Source organism: Synechococcus sp. R65.1, assembly GCF_047461755.1.
GTDB lineage: Bacteria > Cyanobacteriota > Cyanobacteriia > Thermostichales > Thermostichaceae > Thermostichus.
Map to the genome: position 1 here is coordinate 1 of NZ_JANSHU010000025.1, position 15,627 is coordinate 15,627.

The 15,627-nt window shown below is 59.9% G+C and carries 14 protein-coding genes and 1 rRNA gene; 3 read left to right on the forward strand and 12 right to left on the reverse strand.

The genetic code is table 11. The features are described 5' to 3' along the window. The first annotated feature begins 123 nt into the window (after positions 1-123). Positions 124-241 (forward strand): 5S ribosomal RNA (gene rrf / locus NW814_RS09730). Between the two features lie 49 nt (positions 242-290). Here rrf and NW814_RS09735 read toward each other — a convergent pair. The 7 genes from NW814_RS09735 to rimP form a co-directional block, all read right to left on the reverse strand. Next, on the reverse strand, positions 291-977 hold the full coding sequence (locus NW814_RS09735) for a hypothetical protein (protein ID WP_414406146.1): 687 nt from the start codon (positions 975-977) through the stop codon (positions 291-293). 278 nt (positions 978-1,255) lie between these two features. Further along, positions 1,256-1,777 carry a transcriptional regulator NrdR gene (gene nrdR / locus NW814_RS09740; protein WP_414396609.1) on the reverse strand — a complete coding sequence of 174 codons (522 nt, stop codon included), beginning with the start codon at positions 1,775-1,777 and terminating at the stop codon, positions 1,256-1,258. Between the two features lie 86 nt (positions 1,778-1,863). Next, positions 1,864-3,405, reverse strand: a complete 1,542-nt coding sequence (locus tag NW814_RS09745; protein ID WP_414406147.1) for a cryptochrome/photolyase family protein — start codon at positions 3,403-3,405, stop codon at positions 1,864-1,866. A gap of 2,347 nt (positions 3,406-5,752) precedes the next feature. After that, the gene (locus tag NW814_RS09750; protein WP_414406148.1) at positions 5,753-6,781 is read right to left on the reverse strand and encodes a LysR substrate-binding domain-containing protein; all 1,029 of its coding nucleotides are present in this window, start codon (positions 6,779-6,781) and stop codon (positions 5,753-5,755) included. 131 nt (positions 6,782-6,912) lie between these two features. Next, positions 6,913-7,560 carry a flavin prenyltransferase UbiX gene (locus NW814_RS09755; RefSeq protein ID WP_414396604.1) on the reverse strand — a complete coding sequence of 216 codons (648 nt, stop codon included), beginning with the start codon at positions 7,558-7,560 and terminating at the stop codon, positions 6,913-6,915. A 63-nt stretch (positions 7,561-7,623) separates the two neighbouring features. Then, positions 7,624-8,991 (reverse strand): transcription termination factor NusA, encoded by a 1,368-nt coding sequence (gene nusA, locus NW814_RS09760; protein ID WP_414396601.1) that lies wholly within the window; start codon positions 8,989-8,991, stop codon positions 7,624-7,626. A gap of 61 nt (positions 8,992-9,052) precedes the next feature. After that, positions 9,053-9,526, reverse strand: a complete 474-nt coding sequence (gene rimP / locus NW814_RS09765; protein WP_414396598.1) for a ribosome maturation factor RimP — start codon at positions 9,524-9,526, stop codon at positions 9,053-9,055. 301 nt (positions 9,527-9,827) lie between these two features. Here rimP and NW814_RS09770 point away from each other — a divergent pair, with 301 nt between their 5' ends. Together NW814_RS09770 and NW814_RS09775 are read left to right on the forward strand one after the other, a co-directional pair. Continuing rightward, positions 9,828-10,331 carry a TIGR02652 family protein gene (locus tag NW814_RS09770; RefSeq protein WP_414406149.1) on the forward strand — a complete coding sequence of 168 codons (504 nt, stop codon included), beginning with the start codon at positions 9,828-9,830 and terminating at the stop codon, positions 10,329-10,331. A 17-nt stretch (positions 10,332-10,348) separates the two neighbouring features. Then, positions 10,349-11,116 carry an MlaE family lipid ABC transporter permease subunit gene (locus NW814_RS09775; protein WP_414396594.1) on the forward strand — a complete coding sequence of 256 codons (768 nt, stop codon included), beginning with the start codon at positions 10,349-10,351 and terminating at the stop codon, positions 11,114-11,116. A 7-nt stretch (positions 11,117-11,123) separates the two neighbouring features. On the opposite strand, the gene NW814_RS09780 is transcribed toward NW814_RS09775, so the two are convergent. The 5 genes from NW814_RS09780 to mltG all read right to left on the reverse strand — a co-directional run bounded on the left by NW814_RS09780 (position 11,124) and on the right by mltG (position 15,617). Continuing rightward, positions 11,124-11,921: an ABC transporter permease gene (locus tag NW814_RS09780; protein ID WP_414406150.1), complete on the reverse strand. Its 798-nt coding sequence runs from the start codon at positions 11,919-11,921 to the stop codon at positions 11,124-11,126. Positions 11,922-12,342: 421 nt separating this feature from the next. Further along, positions 12,343-13,293 carry a LysR substrate-binding domain-containing protein gene (locus NW814_RS09785; RefSeq protein ID WP_414396588.1) on the reverse strand — a complete coding sequence of 317 codons (951 nt, stop codon included), beginning with the start codon at positions 13,291-13,293 and terminating at the stop codon, positions 12,343-12,345. A gap of 108 nt (positions 13,294-13,401) precedes the next feature. After that, on the reverse strand, positions 13,402-13,899 hold the full coding sequence (locus NW814_RS09790; RefSeq protein WP_414406151.1) for a thermonuclease family protein: 498 nt from the start codon (positions 13,897-13,899) through the stop codon (positions 13,402-13,404). A 186-nt stretch (positions 13,900-14,085) separates the two neighbouring features. Further along, positions 14,086-14,556, reverse strand: a complete 471-nt coding sequence (locus tag NW814_RS09795; protein WP_414396583.1) for a YqeG family HAD IIIA-type phosphatase — start codon at positions 14,554-14,556, stop codon at positions 14,086-14,088. Between the two features lie 2 nt (positions 14,557-14,558). Next, positions 14,559-15,617, reverse strand: a complete 1,059-nt coding sequence (mltG, locus tag NW814_RS09800; protein WP_414406152.1) for an endolytic transglycosylase MltG — start codon at positions 15,615-15,617, stop codon at positions 14,559-14,561. Positions 15,618-15,627 lie beyond the last annotated feature (10 nt).

Below are 15,627 nucleotides of genomic sequence, written 5' to 3' on the forward strand. Positions count from 1 at the left end.
GACCCGGTGGATAGGCTCTAGGTGGAAGTGCAGTAATGCATGCAGCCGAGGAGTCCTAACAGACCGTCTGCTTGACCCAGTTCTCCTGCCGTCTCTTGCTGTGCAGCTTTCAGGGTGTGGGGGTCTGGTGCTCATGGCGATGTGGAACCACGCCGACTCCATCCCGAACTCGGACGTGAAACGCATCAGCGGCGAACCTACTGGAGGGGTGACCCCCCGGAAAAATAGCTCGGTGCCAGACTCCACCACGCCCCCTCTCACCAAAAAGGGGCTGCTATTCCTGCTTGTTACTAGGGGCCTGCCGACGGTGCTTGAGGAGAGGGGGAACTGCTATGCAAGAAGGGTTGCACTGCTACGAATCCTAGTCCAAAAGAGCCAGCCACTAAGACGATAGCTGCTGCTATCCAAAGTAGGGGGGATCCTTGGGAGCCATGGTGGTGATCCCGGGGACGCTGGTAGGCTTCGCTGGGATAGAGAGCTGGATTCCCCCTGTTCTGCATTAGCTCCTCTAGAGAAGGAAATTGGTACTTAGCCTGGGGCGAAGGGGGCGCGGCAGGGGTTTCATGAGGAGGGCAGGTGGGAACAGCGGAGAAGTGGGCTTGGTGAAGCGACTCAGAAGGGGGCCCAGTTAAGCTTAAGGTAGGAGAGTAGCCATTGCTGGAGAAGGGTGAAGCTTCACTGCGGGCTTGGCGCTGCTTAAGGCGATTGAGAAAGTCGTAGGGCGAGGAGGTTGGGTTATCCCTTCGCCAGGACGCTGTAGTAGCTTCTCTTTCGGAAGCAGCAGCTTGTTGACTTGAGTCAGCAAGCCGCAGGTTAAGTTGCTGCAGGCGCTTTAGGATCTGGCCCACGTGTCCCTGAATTTCTTGCTCGAGGGCGGCAATTTCTCCAGACAACTGCTGATGCAGGGTGCGCAAGCGCTGATTTTCCAAGGAGAGGCGGCTTACCTGTTGACGGGCAGACTCCAGCTCTTCGGCCATTTGTTGATGTACCCGGAGCGGCACTGTCCCAGGCCTAGGCTCAGTTTCCAGGGCCTCGGGAGAGGGAAAGCTGTTGTTGCTGCTAGGAGCTACAGAGAGGCTGGAAGCCCGAAAGTTGTGTTGCATAAGACCTACACTGTGAAATCTGGATCTTCTAAGGGTAGTGCTAAACGCCGCCTACCCCCGCCTGCCTAGCGCTAGGCCTAGGGCAAGCAGCGATTGCTACCCCAAGCATAGCGCCAAGCGTTGCAAATGGGAGCCCCTGGAGAGCATTTTCTCTACTTTGTGCTCCCTTCTGAAGCAAGGGAGTCCTGGAGGAGGCGCTCTAAATCCTGGCGCGACGGTCGTTCCAACTGCTCTAACTGTTCCAACTCGTGAGCAAAGTCTTTGATGTCTCGAAACCGACGATACACAGAGGCAAAGCGCAGGTAGGCCACCTCACTCAAGTGCCGCAGGCGCTCCAAAACCATCTCGCCAATGCGGAGGGTGGTTACTTCCTGCACATCTTCTAATTGGAGCTTCTCTTCGATCTCGTTGACCAGCTCTTCCATTTGCTTAAGGGTCACGGGAGTTTTCTCACAGGCGCGCATCACCCCCTGTAAGATCTTGTTGCGGTTAAAACTCTCCCGGGATCCATCCCGTTTAATGACCATGATGGGCATGAATTCGATGCGCTCATAGGTGGTGAAGCGATAGCCACAGGACATGCATTCCCGCCGCCGCCGCACGCTTTGGCCACCTTCTGCCGAACGGGACTCCAAAACACGGATTTCTTGCTTGCCGCAGCGGGGACATTTCATGACGTGGGCTCCTTAGAACCAAGTAGCACGCGAAAAAGGGTCTCCAATTCTAGTGAATACCAAACAGCAGGCCCAGGGAGTTGCCCCTAGGCATTGGACGTGGACTCCCACCAAGCAGCGGCTTGCGCTTGGATTTGGGCTTTGATCCCTGGCTGCAGGCGATCCAGGTGGGCTAGTACCCATTTCATCCTTCCCAGAGGAAGCAAGAGAGAACGATGGCGCAACAGGAAATCCCAGTAGAAGGTATTGAAGGGACAGGCCCGTTCGCCAACCTTCTCGCTGGGATTGTAGCGGCAGCGGCGGCAGTAGTCACTCATTTTGCAAATGTACTGGGCAGAAGCGGCGTAGGGCTTGGTGGAAAGCATGCCGCCGTCGGCAAAAAGGCCCATGCCGATGACGTTGGGCTGCATCACCCAGTCGTAGCTGTCGATGAAGACATCGTGAAACCAGGCTTCTACAGCTTGGGGCTGGATGCCGGCAATGAGCGAGAAATTGCTGAGTACCATCAGCCGCTGGATGTGATGGGCGTAGCCGTGGCGACGAATCTGGCCGAGGGTGTGCCGCAGACAGGCCATGTCGGTTTCGCCCGTCCAGAAGAACTGGGGCAGGGGGCGGTGGTGGCCGAAGAAGTTCTTCTGGGCATAGCCGTTGGGCATTTGGTATTCGTAGAAGCCGCGCAGGTATTCTCGCCAGCCCAGGATCTGGCGGATGAAGCCTTCGGCCGAAGGGAGGGGGATCCCGCCGCGATGGTGGGCCTGCTCGGCAGCAGCGATGACTTCGTGGGGGGTGAGAAGTCCTAGGTTGAGGTAGGGCGAAAGGAGGGAGTGGTAGAGGAAGTCTTCCCCGGCTTGCATGGCGTCCTGCCAAGGACCGAAGTAAGGCAGGCGGTGCTGAATGAAGTCCTCAAGCACCTGCAAGGCTTGGGTGCGAGTAACAGCCCAGCCAAAGCCTTCCAGGGATCCGAAGTGGTGGCCGTAACGTTGCCGCACTTTCTCCATCACCGCCTGAGTGATGGCATCGGGGGGAAACGTCAAAGGGGGAGGGTAGCGCCGGCCAGGCTGGGGAGGCTGGCGGTTTTCCCGGTCGTAATTCCAGCGCCCACCGAGGGGCTGGGAGCCGTCCATCAGAATGCGGAAGCGTTTGCGCCCTTGACGGTAGAAGTCCTCTAGGAGGAGGCGCTTGCGGCCTAGGGCCCAGTCGATAAATTGGCGAGCTGTCCATAGGAAGTGGTTGTTTTCTAGGACTAGGAGCGGGCAGGGGAGGACGGATCTCAGCTTTTCCACCTCCTCGCGGACAGGGATGTCGGCGGGCTGCATGAGGCGGATTTGCTGCAACTGGTTTTGCCTGGCCCAGGCTTGTAGAGGCTCGGCATAGCCCTCGGCTTCCACATAGGTGACGGGGTGGCCGCGCTGCTGCAATTCCTGGGCAAAGTGGCGCATGGCCGACCAGACCAGGACCAGCTTTTGCTGGTGATGGTTGCGGGAGCTGGCCCAGGCGTGGGATTCGATGAAAAGAACGGGAACGCGGTGGGGGGGTAGATCCGAGAGAGAGGCAAGGGCAGCTTGCTGCGGGTGGAGCTGATCGGGGAGGATCCAGACGCCTGTGGGACTAGAGGGTGGAACAGTCATGGGGAGGTGGGTATTGTCTAAGGGCAGCCCAAGTTGAGTGTAGCGTCGGGAATCAGGGCTAAGGGAATGGAGAGGGCATCCAGTTGGCTGGCGGGGGCAAGAGGACCGGGGGGGATCCCTTTGCTCAAGGCCTGGGCCGGACTGGGGATGGCGGCGCTGTTGCTGCTGCTGGTTTGGAACTGGAGCGATCCCCTGCCGCCGGCCTGGGATGAGGCGCAGCACCTGTTGCAGGCGCAGGCGTTTGGGGATCACCTGAGCCGGTTTCGCTGGGAAGGGCTGTGGTGGCAGCAGTTTTTGCACTTGAACCAGCGCTACCCGCCTCTGGCCTATTGGTTGGGGATCCCGTTGGCAGCGCTGCATCCGTTTGGCCGGGCCGATGGGCAGTTGCTCAATTTGGTGTTGCTGGGGATCCTGACCCTGGCCACCCAGCGGCTGGGGTGGCGGGCCTATCGCTCTTGGGAAGTGGGCTGGCTGGCGGCAGTGTTGGTGCTTCTCTATCCGGGGATCACGGCTTTGGCTCATGTCTACATGCTGGAGCTGCCGCTGCTGGTGGCGGTGACGCTGGCTTTTTGGGCGCTGTGGGCCTACGCGGAGGAGCCGTCCTGGCGGGGGGCGGTGGGGGTGGGGGCGGGGCTGGCGGCGGTGCTGCTGACCAAGTGGACGGGGGTGCTGTTTTTGCTGCCGCCGCTGCTGGCTGTTCCGCTGGGGGTGAGGATCCCTTGGCCGCTGCGGCTGGCCCACCTGGCCCTGGGAATGGGGGTGACGCTGCTCTTGTGCTGGCCCTGGTATGGAGCTAACTGGCTGTTTGTGCTCAGCAATGGGTGGGCCTATGCCGACACCGCCCACTACTACGTCACCTGTGCGGCGGGATCCCTGTGCTGGTGGACGGCCTACTTGCGCTGGTTGCCCCTGCAGATGGGCCCTTGGCTATGCCCCTTGCCACTGCTGAGCTTGTGGGGATCCCCAAGCCGGCGGGAGGCTCTCCTCTGGGGTCTCTACGGAGGGGGCTACCTTCTCTACACCCTGGTAGCCATTAAGGATGTGCGCTTTACTTTGCCGCTGTTGCCCCTGCTGGCCATCCTCTCGGCAGGAGGGCTGGCCAAGCTTTGGCGCTACTTGGGCGAGCGCTGGGGGGAAAGGGCGCTGCGCCGGGGAGTGGGCATGAGCCTAGCCCTGGGAGCTCTGGCCCTCTTGAACCTGGGGCAGCCCCTCGCTCCCGGCGTGGCTCCGCTCTGGAAAGGGATCCAGATGCGCTGGCAGGGGCAGCACCCTCAACAGGAGCTGACGCGGTGGATTGGATCCCGGGTGCAGCCAGGTTTGACCGCCACCCTAGGCGTTCTTCCCAACACCGAGCTGATCTCGTCGGAAACTCTCAGCTACTTGGCGGCCCTACAGCGCTGGCCCATCACCTTCCGCGGCGCCGGCCAAACCCCCTGGCCAGAGGTGGAGCTGGCGCTTCTGGATGGGTTTGTGGATGCGCCAGGGGAGCAAGGAATTGTCGGCCCCTACGGTCCAGCTAAGGAGCAAATTCGGCAACTCCTAGACAAAAGTCCTGACTGGCAGCAAGAGCATTTTGATCTGCCGGCGGTGGGCCGGCTGTCCACCTACTTCCCCAGCAAGCCCAGGGTTGTGCTGCAAGAGTTGCCCGCTGCGGCAGAGGCGGTGGAGCTGCTAGAGCTCCAGGTCTTGCCAGAGGAAGGGATCCCAGCCTGGCACTTGCGCTGGCAGGGGCCAGCCCAGGACTTGGCGCAAACCCTCGTCTGGGCGCGACTGGAAGATCCCCAGGGGCAGGTCTTGGCCAAGCGGGCCTGGGTGGTGGGACAGAACCGCCTGTTGCCCTACGCCGCCGGCAGTTGGCAGGTGGAGGAGATCTTGGCCTGGCCAGAGCTGGCAACCAAAGAAGGAATCCTCCACCTGGAGTGGCAACCTCCCCAGGGAAGGCGTCGGTCGTTCAGTCAGCCCTGGGAGGGATCCCGCAGCGGGAAAGGGGGATCCCTTATCTCCCCTGGAGATCCCCTCTTTCTCCTACAACAGGCAGCTAGGGCGGCTGCGATTGGGGATCTGGAGGCGCTCTCCCTCTACCTCAACGCCTGGACGACGTTGCAATATCCAACTTTCCTCACCGATCCGGATCGGGTTTTGATCCGGCAACTGCTGGAGGGAGAAGAGCAATGGGCAGCCGCCCAGAGCTGGCGGGAACGGCAGATCCAAAGCCACTACGAGCTGGCGTTGCTGGAGGTGGCCCTGCTGCGGCCGCAAGCAGCCCAGCGGCATTTTGAACAAATTGTCAAGTTGAATCCTGAAGACAACTGGGCACGGGCCTACTTGGCGTTTTTACGGGTCTTTTTTACCCGTGATTTCCAGGGCTTCCAGGGGCTGCGGCAAGAGCTGGTAAATGCTTTTCATCCTCTCTGCCAGAAAGCTGATCTGGATTGGAATTTAGAGGGGATCTGTGCTGCTCTTTTGCAAGAAAATCCAGCTCCATCTGAGAAACCTGAGATAGCAGGAAATCAGCAAAAGCCTTAGCCACAAGCGAAAGGCGCTTGGAGCGCAAATAGACCAGATACCAAAACCCCTGGATGGGAAACTCCTCCACATCCAAAATGGCTAAATGCTGTTGCCACCCCCCTAGAGCCAACACATGCTGGGACAAAACCGAAATGCCTAACCCGCCGATAATGCCCTGGCGAATGGCTTCGCTGCTGCCTATCTCCATGCGAATGTTGAGCTTTAAGTTGTGCTTGTCAAAGAGCCGCTCCACCGCCATGCGGGTGCCAGAACCGGGCTCGCGGGCCAAGAAGGGCTCTTGGGCAATGCGGGCCAAGGGGATCTGCTTTTGGCCTACCAAAGGATGGTGAATGGGGGCCATCACCACCAAGGGATTTTCCAGGAAAGGCTGGGCTACCACATCCAGATCCTCTGGCGGCATCCCCATCACGTAGAGGTCGTCCATGTTGTTACTCAGCCGCTCCAGAACTTGCTGCCGGTTTAGCACCTTCAGGGACACGTCGATACCGGGATACTGCTGACAAAACGCCCCCAGCAGGCGGGGAATAAAGTACTTGGCAGTGGTGACGACCCCAATGCTCAGCCGCCCCTGTTTTAGTCCCTTCAGGTCAGCGAGGGTCATCTCCAATTGATTCAACTGCTCAAAGATTTTCTGGCAAGTCTGGTAAAGAGCCTGGCCGGCTTCTGTAAGGTAGAGCCGCTTGCCGACCTGCTCAAACAGGGGCAGCCCCACGGCTTTGCTGAGCTGCTTGATCTGCATCGAAATCGTAGGCTGGGTCAAGTACAACTCCTCAGCAGCGCGGGTAAAGCTGAGGTGACGGGCGGCAACCTCGAAGATTTGTAACTGGTGCAGCGTGAGCGTCTTCATGTTAATCAGAGGGTGCAATGACTTGCTCTTGAATCATAAACCAGGATCTATGTCTCCACGGGGCCAGCCCAGGGAAAGAAAACCAACCGCCAAAAAACGCGGCCGGGAGGCCCTCGCCTTGGCTACGGGGTTTACTCCTCAGAGGACAACTTGAGGATCTGGCGCTGACGCATCCCTTGCCAGCGCTGGATGAGGTGGCTGTCGATGCCAAATTGATCCAAGGCCTTCACCACCACAAAATCCACCAGATCTAGGATGGTGCGGGGTTGGTGGTACCAGGCCGGAATGGCGGGGACAATGCGCGCCCCTGCCTCTGCCAAGGTGGTCAGGTTGCGTAGGTGAATGAGGCTAAAGGGAGTTTCCCGGGGCACGATGACCAGGCGGCGGCCTTCCTTGAGCTGCACATCGGCAGCCCGCTCTAGCAGATCCGAACTCAAGCCGGCAGCCAGCTTGGCCACCGTGCCCATACTGCAAGGGATCACCAACATCCCCTGGGTGCGGTAGGAGCCGCTGGCAATGGCCGCCCCTAGATCTTGCCAGCGGTAACAGACTAGGGATCCGCCCTCGCTTTCAGCCTGCTGTCGCCAAAACTGGGCCTGCTGCTGGGGATCCGCCGGCAAGGGCACTCCCTGCTCCCCCTGCCACACCTGGTAGGCCGCTTTAGAGACCACGACTTCGACGCGGTAATCCAGGCTAAGCAGAACGTGCAGGGCGCGCACGGCATAAAGCATCCCGGAGGCGCCCGATATGCCCAGGATGATTGGTGGGGAGGAGTTCAAGGGTAAGTGAGGAGAGGCTTCTATCGCTTCTATCTAATTTATCGACTGGCCAGACCCACCGCTCTAGGCCTTGGGCTGAGCAATGTCAAACTCGGCATCGTAGTCGAAGTCCTCCTCTTCCTCAACCCACTCTTCCTCCAGCCTCTCGTCTGCTTCCAGCTCCTCCTCCAGGCGGAGCTTCTCCGGGTACTCCTCTTCCAGTTGCAGAGCAGCCTGCTTTTCCCGCCGCCGGAAGCGTTCTAAGGCAGCTGGCGTGATGAAGGGATAGGGCAGTCCTTGGGCCTGCGCCTCCTCCAGCGCCGCTCGGTAGCTCTCCACTTCTTTGATGTCGATTTTCCAGCCAGTAAGGCGGGCAGCTAGACGGACATTTTGTCCCTCTTTGCCAATGGCTAGACTAAGTTGGTCACTGGTAACCAGGACATGGGCTTGTTGGATCTCTGGATCCACCAGCCGCACCTCCACCACCTTAGCTGGGCTGAGGGCGTTGGCAATGTAGGTGGCCGGATCCGGCGACCAGCGAATAACGTCAATTTTCTCGTTGCGCAGCTCCGCCACTACGGCCTGGATGCGGGATCCCTTTGCCCCAATGCAGGCCCCCACTGGATCCACATCCCGCTCTAGGGTATCGACGGCAATCTTGGTGCGCGGTCCCACGTTGCGGGAAGGTGGGTTGGCTTCTCGGGCCACAGCCACGATGCGCACGATGTCCTCTTCAATCTCCGGCACCTCATTGGCAAATAGGTTGACCACTAGGCCAGCATCAGCCCGGGAAACCAAAAGCTGGGGCCCCCGCCGGGATCCCTCGTGGACTTTTTTGAGGTAGACCTTCATCACCGCGTTGGGGACGTAGCGGTCGCTGGCCAGCTGCTCCTCCTTGGGCAGCGCAGCCTCCACCTCGGGCCGACCAAAACCGCTGGATACGGCCATGATCACGGTCTGCCCCTCCGTGCGCAGCACCCGTGCCTGCAACACGGTCTTTTCCAGGTCGCGAAACTCCTCCTGGATGAGGCGGCGCTGCTGGTCGCGCAACCTCTGGGCCAGCACCTGCTTGGTTTGGATAGCTGCCATGCGGCCAAACTCCGCCTGTTGGGGGGTGACGTCGTTGGTGACTTCCCAGCCAACTTCGGCTTCGGGGTAATCCTGCTGAACCTCGTACAGCGAGATCTCGTGATCCGGGTCCCGTACCTGCTCAACGATGGTTTTGGTGGCTAGAATGCGGAAGCCCCCTGCCTCCACATCCAGTTCCACCTCAAAGTTGCGGAAGTGGTCTTCTGGGAAAACGACGTCTCGCTGGATGGTTTTGCGGTAGCGCTCGTAGCCTTTGAGCAGCGCCTCTCGCAAGGCTTCAGTAACCACATGGCGGGGCAAGTTGCGCTCCCGCGAGATCATCTCCACCATTTCTGCCAAACCTGGCAGAGGTACCATTGCCATAGCCTATCCTCCTGAGGAAACTGGCAACTGGAATCCTAAAGGGGAAAAGCAGGGGCTACAGCTACTCGGCTTCGGCCTCGGAAAGGACAACCCGCTGCACTGAGGCGCGGGGCAACTGAACGCGCCGCCCTTTGAGGGAGAGGATAACTTTCTCCTCATCGCGACCCAACAGATGCCCTGACCAGACGGCTTTGCCCTTGTAGGGGGGATCCACCGTCACCTCCACTGCAAACCCTTTAAAGACGGTGAAGTCACGGTCGCTGATGAGAAGGTTGCTGATGCCGGGGCTAGAGACCTCCAGAACATAGTGCCCAGGGATGAGATCCACCCGATCCAGCTCTACTTCCAGGGCTTGGCTCATGGCTTCGCAGTCGGCATGGCTGGTTTCCCGCTCTGGATCCAAGGGGCGGATATCTACCCGCAGCACCGGCGGATACTGGTTGGTGTGGAAGGCTATTTGAACCAGTTGGTACCCCAGCCGAGCAGCCACAGGACGGGCCAAGCTCTCCAGCTGGGGGATAAGGGGGTGAACCATAGCCAATATCGCCAACTCGGTGGAATAGCCAGAGCCCAGCCCATGGAGCCAGAGCTGGCAGCAGGGGCATCTTCCCTCTGAAAAAGCAAAAAAGTGGGCGTTACCCACTCCCCCTTCTTATCGCGGAGGCTTTGCGGGATCCACCTGCAGCCTCAAGGGAGATCGCCCAGGCTTTTCCCTACGCCAATTCTAAAGGATTCCGGCGGATTTTGCCAGAGGGATCCCTGAGGCCAGATCCGCAAAAGGCAACCTCTATAATTGTGGACAGCCGCCGATTTGCCCAGGCACGCAGGGGTTTCCTATGACCGTTGCCTTTTCCTATCCCATTTTCGGCCCCAGCATTCCCTGCCCCCACTGTCGGCAGACCATTGCAGCCCTCACCCTGACCGATACCTATCTTTGCCCTCGTCACGGCGCCTTTGAGGCGGATCCCGAGCAGGAGGAGCTGGTTCACCTGCAGTCGGGGCGCCGCTGGCGTCTCTGGGAAGGCCGCTGGTATCGCCAACACACCCACCCCGATGGGATCCGCTTTGAGATCCACGAGGAGCTGGATCGCCTGCGCCTGCAGGGGATGCGGGCCACCCAGATTATCGTTGCCGAGCGCTATCGCCCCTTGCTCACCCCCTACCTAGACCAGGGATCCTCGCGTCGCCCTGGCCCCCCCCGCCTCTACGGTTTGCCGGTCAGCTTCAGCTCTCAGCTCCCCGAAGGTGCGGGCGGATCCCCCCAGCGCTGGCGAGTGATTAACTTTGAGCTCATCTGCGAGCCAGATCCGGTTGTGCGGCAGCTGCAGCTCTGTGACTGAGGCGTAGCGCGGGGCCCATGAATTGGTTCCAGCGGCTTGGCAGCAGTTTTCTGCTGGCTGGTCAGGTGATCCTACACCTCCTGCAGGGCCGTATCCACCGCCGCAACACCCTGGAGCAACTGGCAGCGGTGGGGTTGGACTCGCTGCTGATTGTTTTGATTACGGCGGTGGTGATTAGCGGCGTTTTCACCATCCAGGTAGCTCGAGAATTCCTCAACTTTGGGGCCTCTTCTCTAGTTGGGGGGGTTTTGGCCATTGCGCTTGCCCGCGAGCTGACGCCAGTGGTAACAGCGGTAATCCTAGCCGGACGCGTGGGATCCGCCTTTGCCGCAGAGCTAGGCACGATGAAGGTCACTGAGCAGATCGACGCCCTTTACCTGTTGCGCACTGATCCGGTGGACTACTTGGTGATCCCACGGGTGCTGGCGGCGGGGCTCATGCTGCCGGTGCTCACCATCCTCTCCCTGCTGACGGGGCTAGTTGGGGGAATGATTATCTGCGCTTCGGTTTACAACATTTCTTCTTCTGTCTTTCTTACCTCAGCGCAGACTCTCCTCACCGCTTGGGATTTAATCGTCTGTTGCTTGAAGGCGATGGTGTTTGGCGCTCTCATTGCCATTGTTGGCTCCAGCTGGGGCCTTTCCACGAGTGGGGGGGCCAAGGGGGTGGGGCGCTCCACCACGGATGCAGTTGTAACAGCGTTGCTGGGCGTGTTTGTAACCAACTTTCTGATTTCTTGGCTCGCCTTCCAGGGGCTAGGTAGCGCTCTTAGCCGCGCGCTGTAGCCCCTCTCTAGCGGTATTGTTGCTGGCGCGAGCGGCGGAGCAGGGGAAGTCCCATCACTGCCACCAAAGTTGCCAAGATGATCACGGTGGAGAGGGCGTTGATCTCCGGCGTCACTCCTCGCCGCGCCATGCTGTAGATCAAAATGGGCAGGGTCTGGCTCTCGGGGCCACTGGTGAAAAAAGAGATCACAAAGTCATCTATCGAAAGGGTAAAAGCCAGCAGAGCAGCAGCCAGGATCCCTGGCAGGGCAAGCGGCAGCGTGACGTGGCGCAGCTTCTGCCAGGTGTTGGCATAGAGGTCGTAGGCAGCTTCTTCCAAGGCAGGATCCAAAAGCTGGAGGCGGCTGCGCACAACAAGGGCCACAAAGGCAATCTGGAAGGTGACGTGGGCCAAGATCATCGTTCCCAAGCCCAGCTCAAACCAGCCGGTATAGGCGCGCACCAGCTGGTAAAACAGCAGCAGCCCAACGGCCATCACGATATCGGGGAGAGCTACTGGCAAAAGCAGCAGACCCTGCACCATCTTTTTGGCGGGGAAATGGTAGCGGTAGAGGCCGTAGCCTAATAGGGATCCCAGCAGCGTGCTAGCCAGGGTGCTGGCCCCTGCTAAGACAAAGGTATTTTGCGTTGCCTGCCAAACTGCGGCATTGCGAAAGAGAGCCAGGTACCAATCGAGGGTAAAGCCGGTCCACACCAGGCCAAAGCGGGCGCGGTTGAAGGAATAGACGGCAATGAGCAAAATCGGCAGGTAGAGAAAGCCATAGATGGCATAGCTCACGCCCCGTAGCCAGATGGGTCTTCTCACCAATTTGCCCTCCCTGCCGTCAAACTCCTGCCTTGCCAGAATCCACCTACCCCTTAAGTTTATAGACATCTCCCCTTTGGCAAACCGGGCCCTGCCTATAGCTGTCTCGGGGGAGGGGTGGTACTCAGAAGCTCTCGCCCAAAGGTAGGACTTGCTCTGCAGGTAGGCCCCTGGCAAGATCTGAAGCTGCGCGCCAGGGATTGCCTCTGCCTAGGTCTTGGCAATGCCAAGAGGGAAGGGTGTCGTCTCGCTTGGCGGCAACTACCAGGGTGGGCTCTCCTCACTAGTTTGCTCTGGGGAAGTGACGCCTGGGGTGGGGATCCCTCTGGCGGGGTGGTAGGCGGTCAAAGGCCTCTGGTCCCCTTCGCGAGGCAAGTACTTTCAGAGCCGCAGTCGTTCCAACAGCTCCTGCTTTTGCAGCTCAAGCCAGCAACTGCAGGTGGCGCGGAGGCGTTTTTAGCCAGTCCTGGTAGCCCAGCAAACCCTCGCGAAAGCGGGTGGCTGCTTGCGACTGGTAGCGCTCGGGGTTGTAGGCTAGCCAAAGGGTGCGCCGTATCTGCAGCCCTTCCACCTCTAGCTTTTGCAGCCGCCCCTGCTCCAAGTCGGATCCCACGGCCGCCATTGACAGAAAAGCCACCCCTAGGCCGGCCTGGATGGCATTTTTGATAGCCTCAATGGAACTGAGCTCCAGCCGCACCTGCAACTGCGCAGGGTTAATGCCGTGGCGACTCAGGGCTCGGTCGATAGTCTGCCGCGTGGAGGATTGGGGATCCAGGGTAATAAAAGGCAGCGTCACCAAATCGCCTAGAGCAGGAGCAGCAGGGGTGCAGCCGGGGGCGCCAACCAAGACATACTCATCCTCTGCCACAGCAATTACCTTCAGATGCCGCTGCAACTCAAACGGGATCTCTCCCCCAACTACGGCCAGGTCTAAGCGACCGTCAACCAGCTTTTGAGCAATTCGCCGAGTGGATTGCACCAAGAGCTGCACAGCTATGCCGGGGTAGTAGCGGTGGTACTGGGCAATTAAAAAAGGCATCACATAGGTGCCTACCGTTTGGCTAGCCCCCAACACCAACTGTCCCCTTCCCATCTCCCGCACCTCGGCCAGGGCCTGAACGGCCTCCCGGCAAAGCTTGAGGATGCGCTCGCTGTACTGAAGCAACACTTGCCCTGCATCCGTCAGCTCCACCTTACGCCCGCTCCGGTCAAACAGCACTACCCCTAACTGGCGCTCCAGGTTCTGCACTTGCAAGCTAACCGCCGGCTGGGAGATGAATAGACTGTCAGCGGCCCGACGAAAACTTCCCTCCTGGGCAATGGCTTGGACGATGAGGAGCTGATCTAGGGTAAACGGCAATCCATCGGCCATAGAGAACTCCAACTGCCGGTGTGGATCCTCAAGGAGCTGGCTGGCGGCGCCAAGAGCCCCTCGAGATACCACTATAATGCGACCAATAAGGCAAAGTAATCAGAAGCCCTAGCGGGGGCTATAGGGGGCCCAATAGCCTCGGCCCTGCTGCTTTGCAGCATTGGCAGCTTCCTTGAGGATAAGTCCGTACTTGAGGCCATCCGTTTGCCTTGCTAGCAGGCCATGCCCCAAAAACAGCACCTCCTGGTTGATGAGGGTGTGGGCCTGCCAGACGTAGGCGGGCAGGATTGGCCCAGGAGCAAGGGCCGGATCCAGCTCTAAGAGCACCTCGCGCCCCAGCAAAGTCGTTTTTAGGTATTGGCCGGCAGCGTAGATAGGCAGAGGGGTTTGCCGCCGCAGCTCTGTCCAAGTAGGGTTGATCCCCCCTGGCAAGGGATCGACCCCAATCAGGTGCACCAGCCGCGCCTGTAAGTCCCCTTCAATTTGCACAACCAGGGTGCTGGAGTCAACTACCCCAATGACTTCTGCCCGTTTGAGCTTGGCGAGATCGGGACGGGCCACTGGGGTCAGGCCCCAGGCAGGAGAGGCTGCAACGAGCAAGGGCACGGCCAGCAGGCTCCTCAACCAACTTCGTCCATGGGGTATTAAGCGTTGGGAAACTGAGCGCAGGGCTTTTTGCAGCATGGGCATTACCTGTTCCAGGGCGGATTTGACGAGGGGGAGGGGTTTCTACTGGGCCGCAAGGGGGGATCCGGCTACCTCGTCACTTTACAAAAAACTTGGGCCAAGGGGTCAGCTTGGCAGAATTTGCTGCCGTTTCCCTGGGCCGACCCCGTTGACCAAGACGGTCACCAAGCCCAGCCGGTTGCCCGCCAGAATATCCGTCCACCGGCGATCGCCTACTATGGCCACTGCCTCGACCGGCAAGCCCATGTGCGCCACAGCCTGTCGCAGGGCGCGCCGCGAGGGTTTGCCAGCCCCGTGAATGAAAGGTAGGTTCAAACGCTCACCAATTTGCCGAATCCGGTTGCGGTTGAGGTTGTTGCTCACTAGCCAAATCTGAAAGTGGGGGCGCAACTGCTCTAGCCAAGCCGCTACTGCTGGATCCACCTCCGTCTGCCGGCTCGGCACCAGCGTGTCGTCTACGTCAAAGATGATGCCCCTTACCTGCCAGGCCCGCAGCTCCTCTGTCTGCAGCTGCAAGACAGTGCCATCCACGATCACATCCGGCTGCAGGAGCTTAAACCAAGGCTTGCGAACCATCGCTAGGGACTTGTTGGCGAAGGAGGTTGCTGGAGTTGGCTAAGAATTTGCCGTTGGGCCGCCTCGTGCTCTGCTAGGGTTCTGCTGAAAACGTGGGTGCCATCGTAGCGGGCCACAAAGTAGAGGTAGTCGGTCTCCTCAGGCTCCAAAACAGCTCTCAGGCTGGCCAGGCCAGGGTTGGCAATGGGGCCAGGAGGCAGGCCGGGGTTGAGGTAGGTGTTGTAGGGGGAGGGGGTGCGCACCTCGGCAAGGGTGAGACGGCGGGCTGGGGTTTGCTGGATGTTGAGGGCGTATTCTACGGTTGGGTCGGCAGCCAGCGGCATTCCTGCTTTGAGGCGGTTCAAAAAGACGCCTGCAATCAGGGCTCGCTCTTCTGGCACTGCAGCCTCCCGCTCCACGATGCTGGCCAGGGTGACCCACTCGTGCAGCGAGAGAGGGGTGGCATGCTGCCGAAACAGGGGCAGGGCCACCTCGGCAAAGCGCTGCAGCATAGCGTTGATGACTAGCTCAGCCTTCTGGCGATCCGGCAGGGATCCCTCCAGCTGCTCGGCAGGGAAGAAATAGGTGTCGGGGAAGAGGTAGCCTTCTAGGGAGCTGAGGTTGGGAGGCAGCCAATCGAGAGGAGGGATCACACGAGCCGTGGCGATGAAGACCTCGGCTGGGATCCAATTGCGCTCGGCCAAAGCCTCCGCGATCTGTTGCATCCGCCAGCCCTCCGGGATGGTGAGCCGCCGCTGCAGAATGCGGCCCTGTCGCAGTTGCTGGGCCACTGCCAGCATGTCTTGGTTGGGATCCAGAGCGTAGGTGCCCGCCTGAAACATCCAGTTGCGCCCCAAGGTGCGGCTCCACAGCTCCCAGGCCAGCGCCGAGCGGATCACCCCTGCTTGCTGGAGTTGTCTCCCAATCTGGCGGCTGCTGCTGCCCGGCTGAATCGTTACTTGGATTGGCTCTGAACCCCCCACTGGCTGAAGCCAGGTCTGCCATCGCCAGTAGCCCAATCCTCCTGATAGAACCAGCAGAAAAATCAAGCTCTGCCAATAGCGAAGCGGGACGTAGTCCATAAACGCTGGC

What these genes read in the sequence shown, in the direction of transcription:
- nusA (WP_414396601.1), bottom strand. Translation starts at nt 8,991, where the DNA reads ATGGCAATGGTACCTCTGCCAGGTTTGGCAGAAATGGTGGAGATGATC.
- NW814_RS09745 (WP_414406147.1), bottom strand. Translation starts at nt 3,405, where the DNA reads ATGACTGTTCCACCCTCTAGTCCCACAGGCGTCTGGATCCTCCCCGAT.
- NW814_RS09735 (WP_414406146.1), bottom strand. Translation starts at nt 977, where the DNA reads ATGGCCGAAGAGCTGGAGTCTGCCCGTCAACAGGTAAGCCGCCTCTCC.
- NW814_RS09750 (WP_414406148.1), bottom strand. Translation starts at nt 6,781, where the DNA reads ATGAAGACGCTCACGCTGCACCAGTTACAAATCTTCGAGGTTGCCGCC.
- nrdR (WP_414396609.1), bottom strand. Translation starts at nt 1,777, where the DNA reads ATGAAATGTCCCCGCTGCGGCAAGCAAGAAATCCGTGTTTTGGAGTCC.
- NW814_RS09795 (WP_414396583.1), bottom strand. Translation starts at nt 14,556, where the DNA reads ATGGTTCGCAAGCCTTGGTTTAAGCTCCTGCAGCCGGATGTGATCGTG.
- rimP (WP_414396598.1), bottom strand. Translation starts at nt 9,526, where the DNA reads ATGGTTCACCCCCTTATCCCCCAGCTGGAGAGCTTGGCCCGTCCTGTG.
- mltG (WP_414406152.1), bottom strand. Translation starts at nt 15,617, where the DNA reads ATGGACTACGTCCCGCTTCGCTATTGGCAGAGCTTGATTTTTCTGCTG.
- NW814_RS09775 (WP_414396594.1), top strand. Translation starts at nt 10,349, where the DNA reads ATGAATTGGTTCCAGCGGCTTGGCAGCAGTTTTCTGCTGGCTGGTCAG.
- NW814_RS09770 (WP_414406149.1), top strand. Translation starts at nt 9,828, where the DNA reads ATGACCGTTGCCTTTTCCTATCCCATTTTCGGCCCCAGCATTCCCTGC.
- NW814_RS09785 (WP_414396588.1), bottom strand. Translation starts at nt 13,293, where the DNA reads ATGGCCGATGGATTGCCGTTTACCCTAGATCAGCTCCTCATCGTCCAA.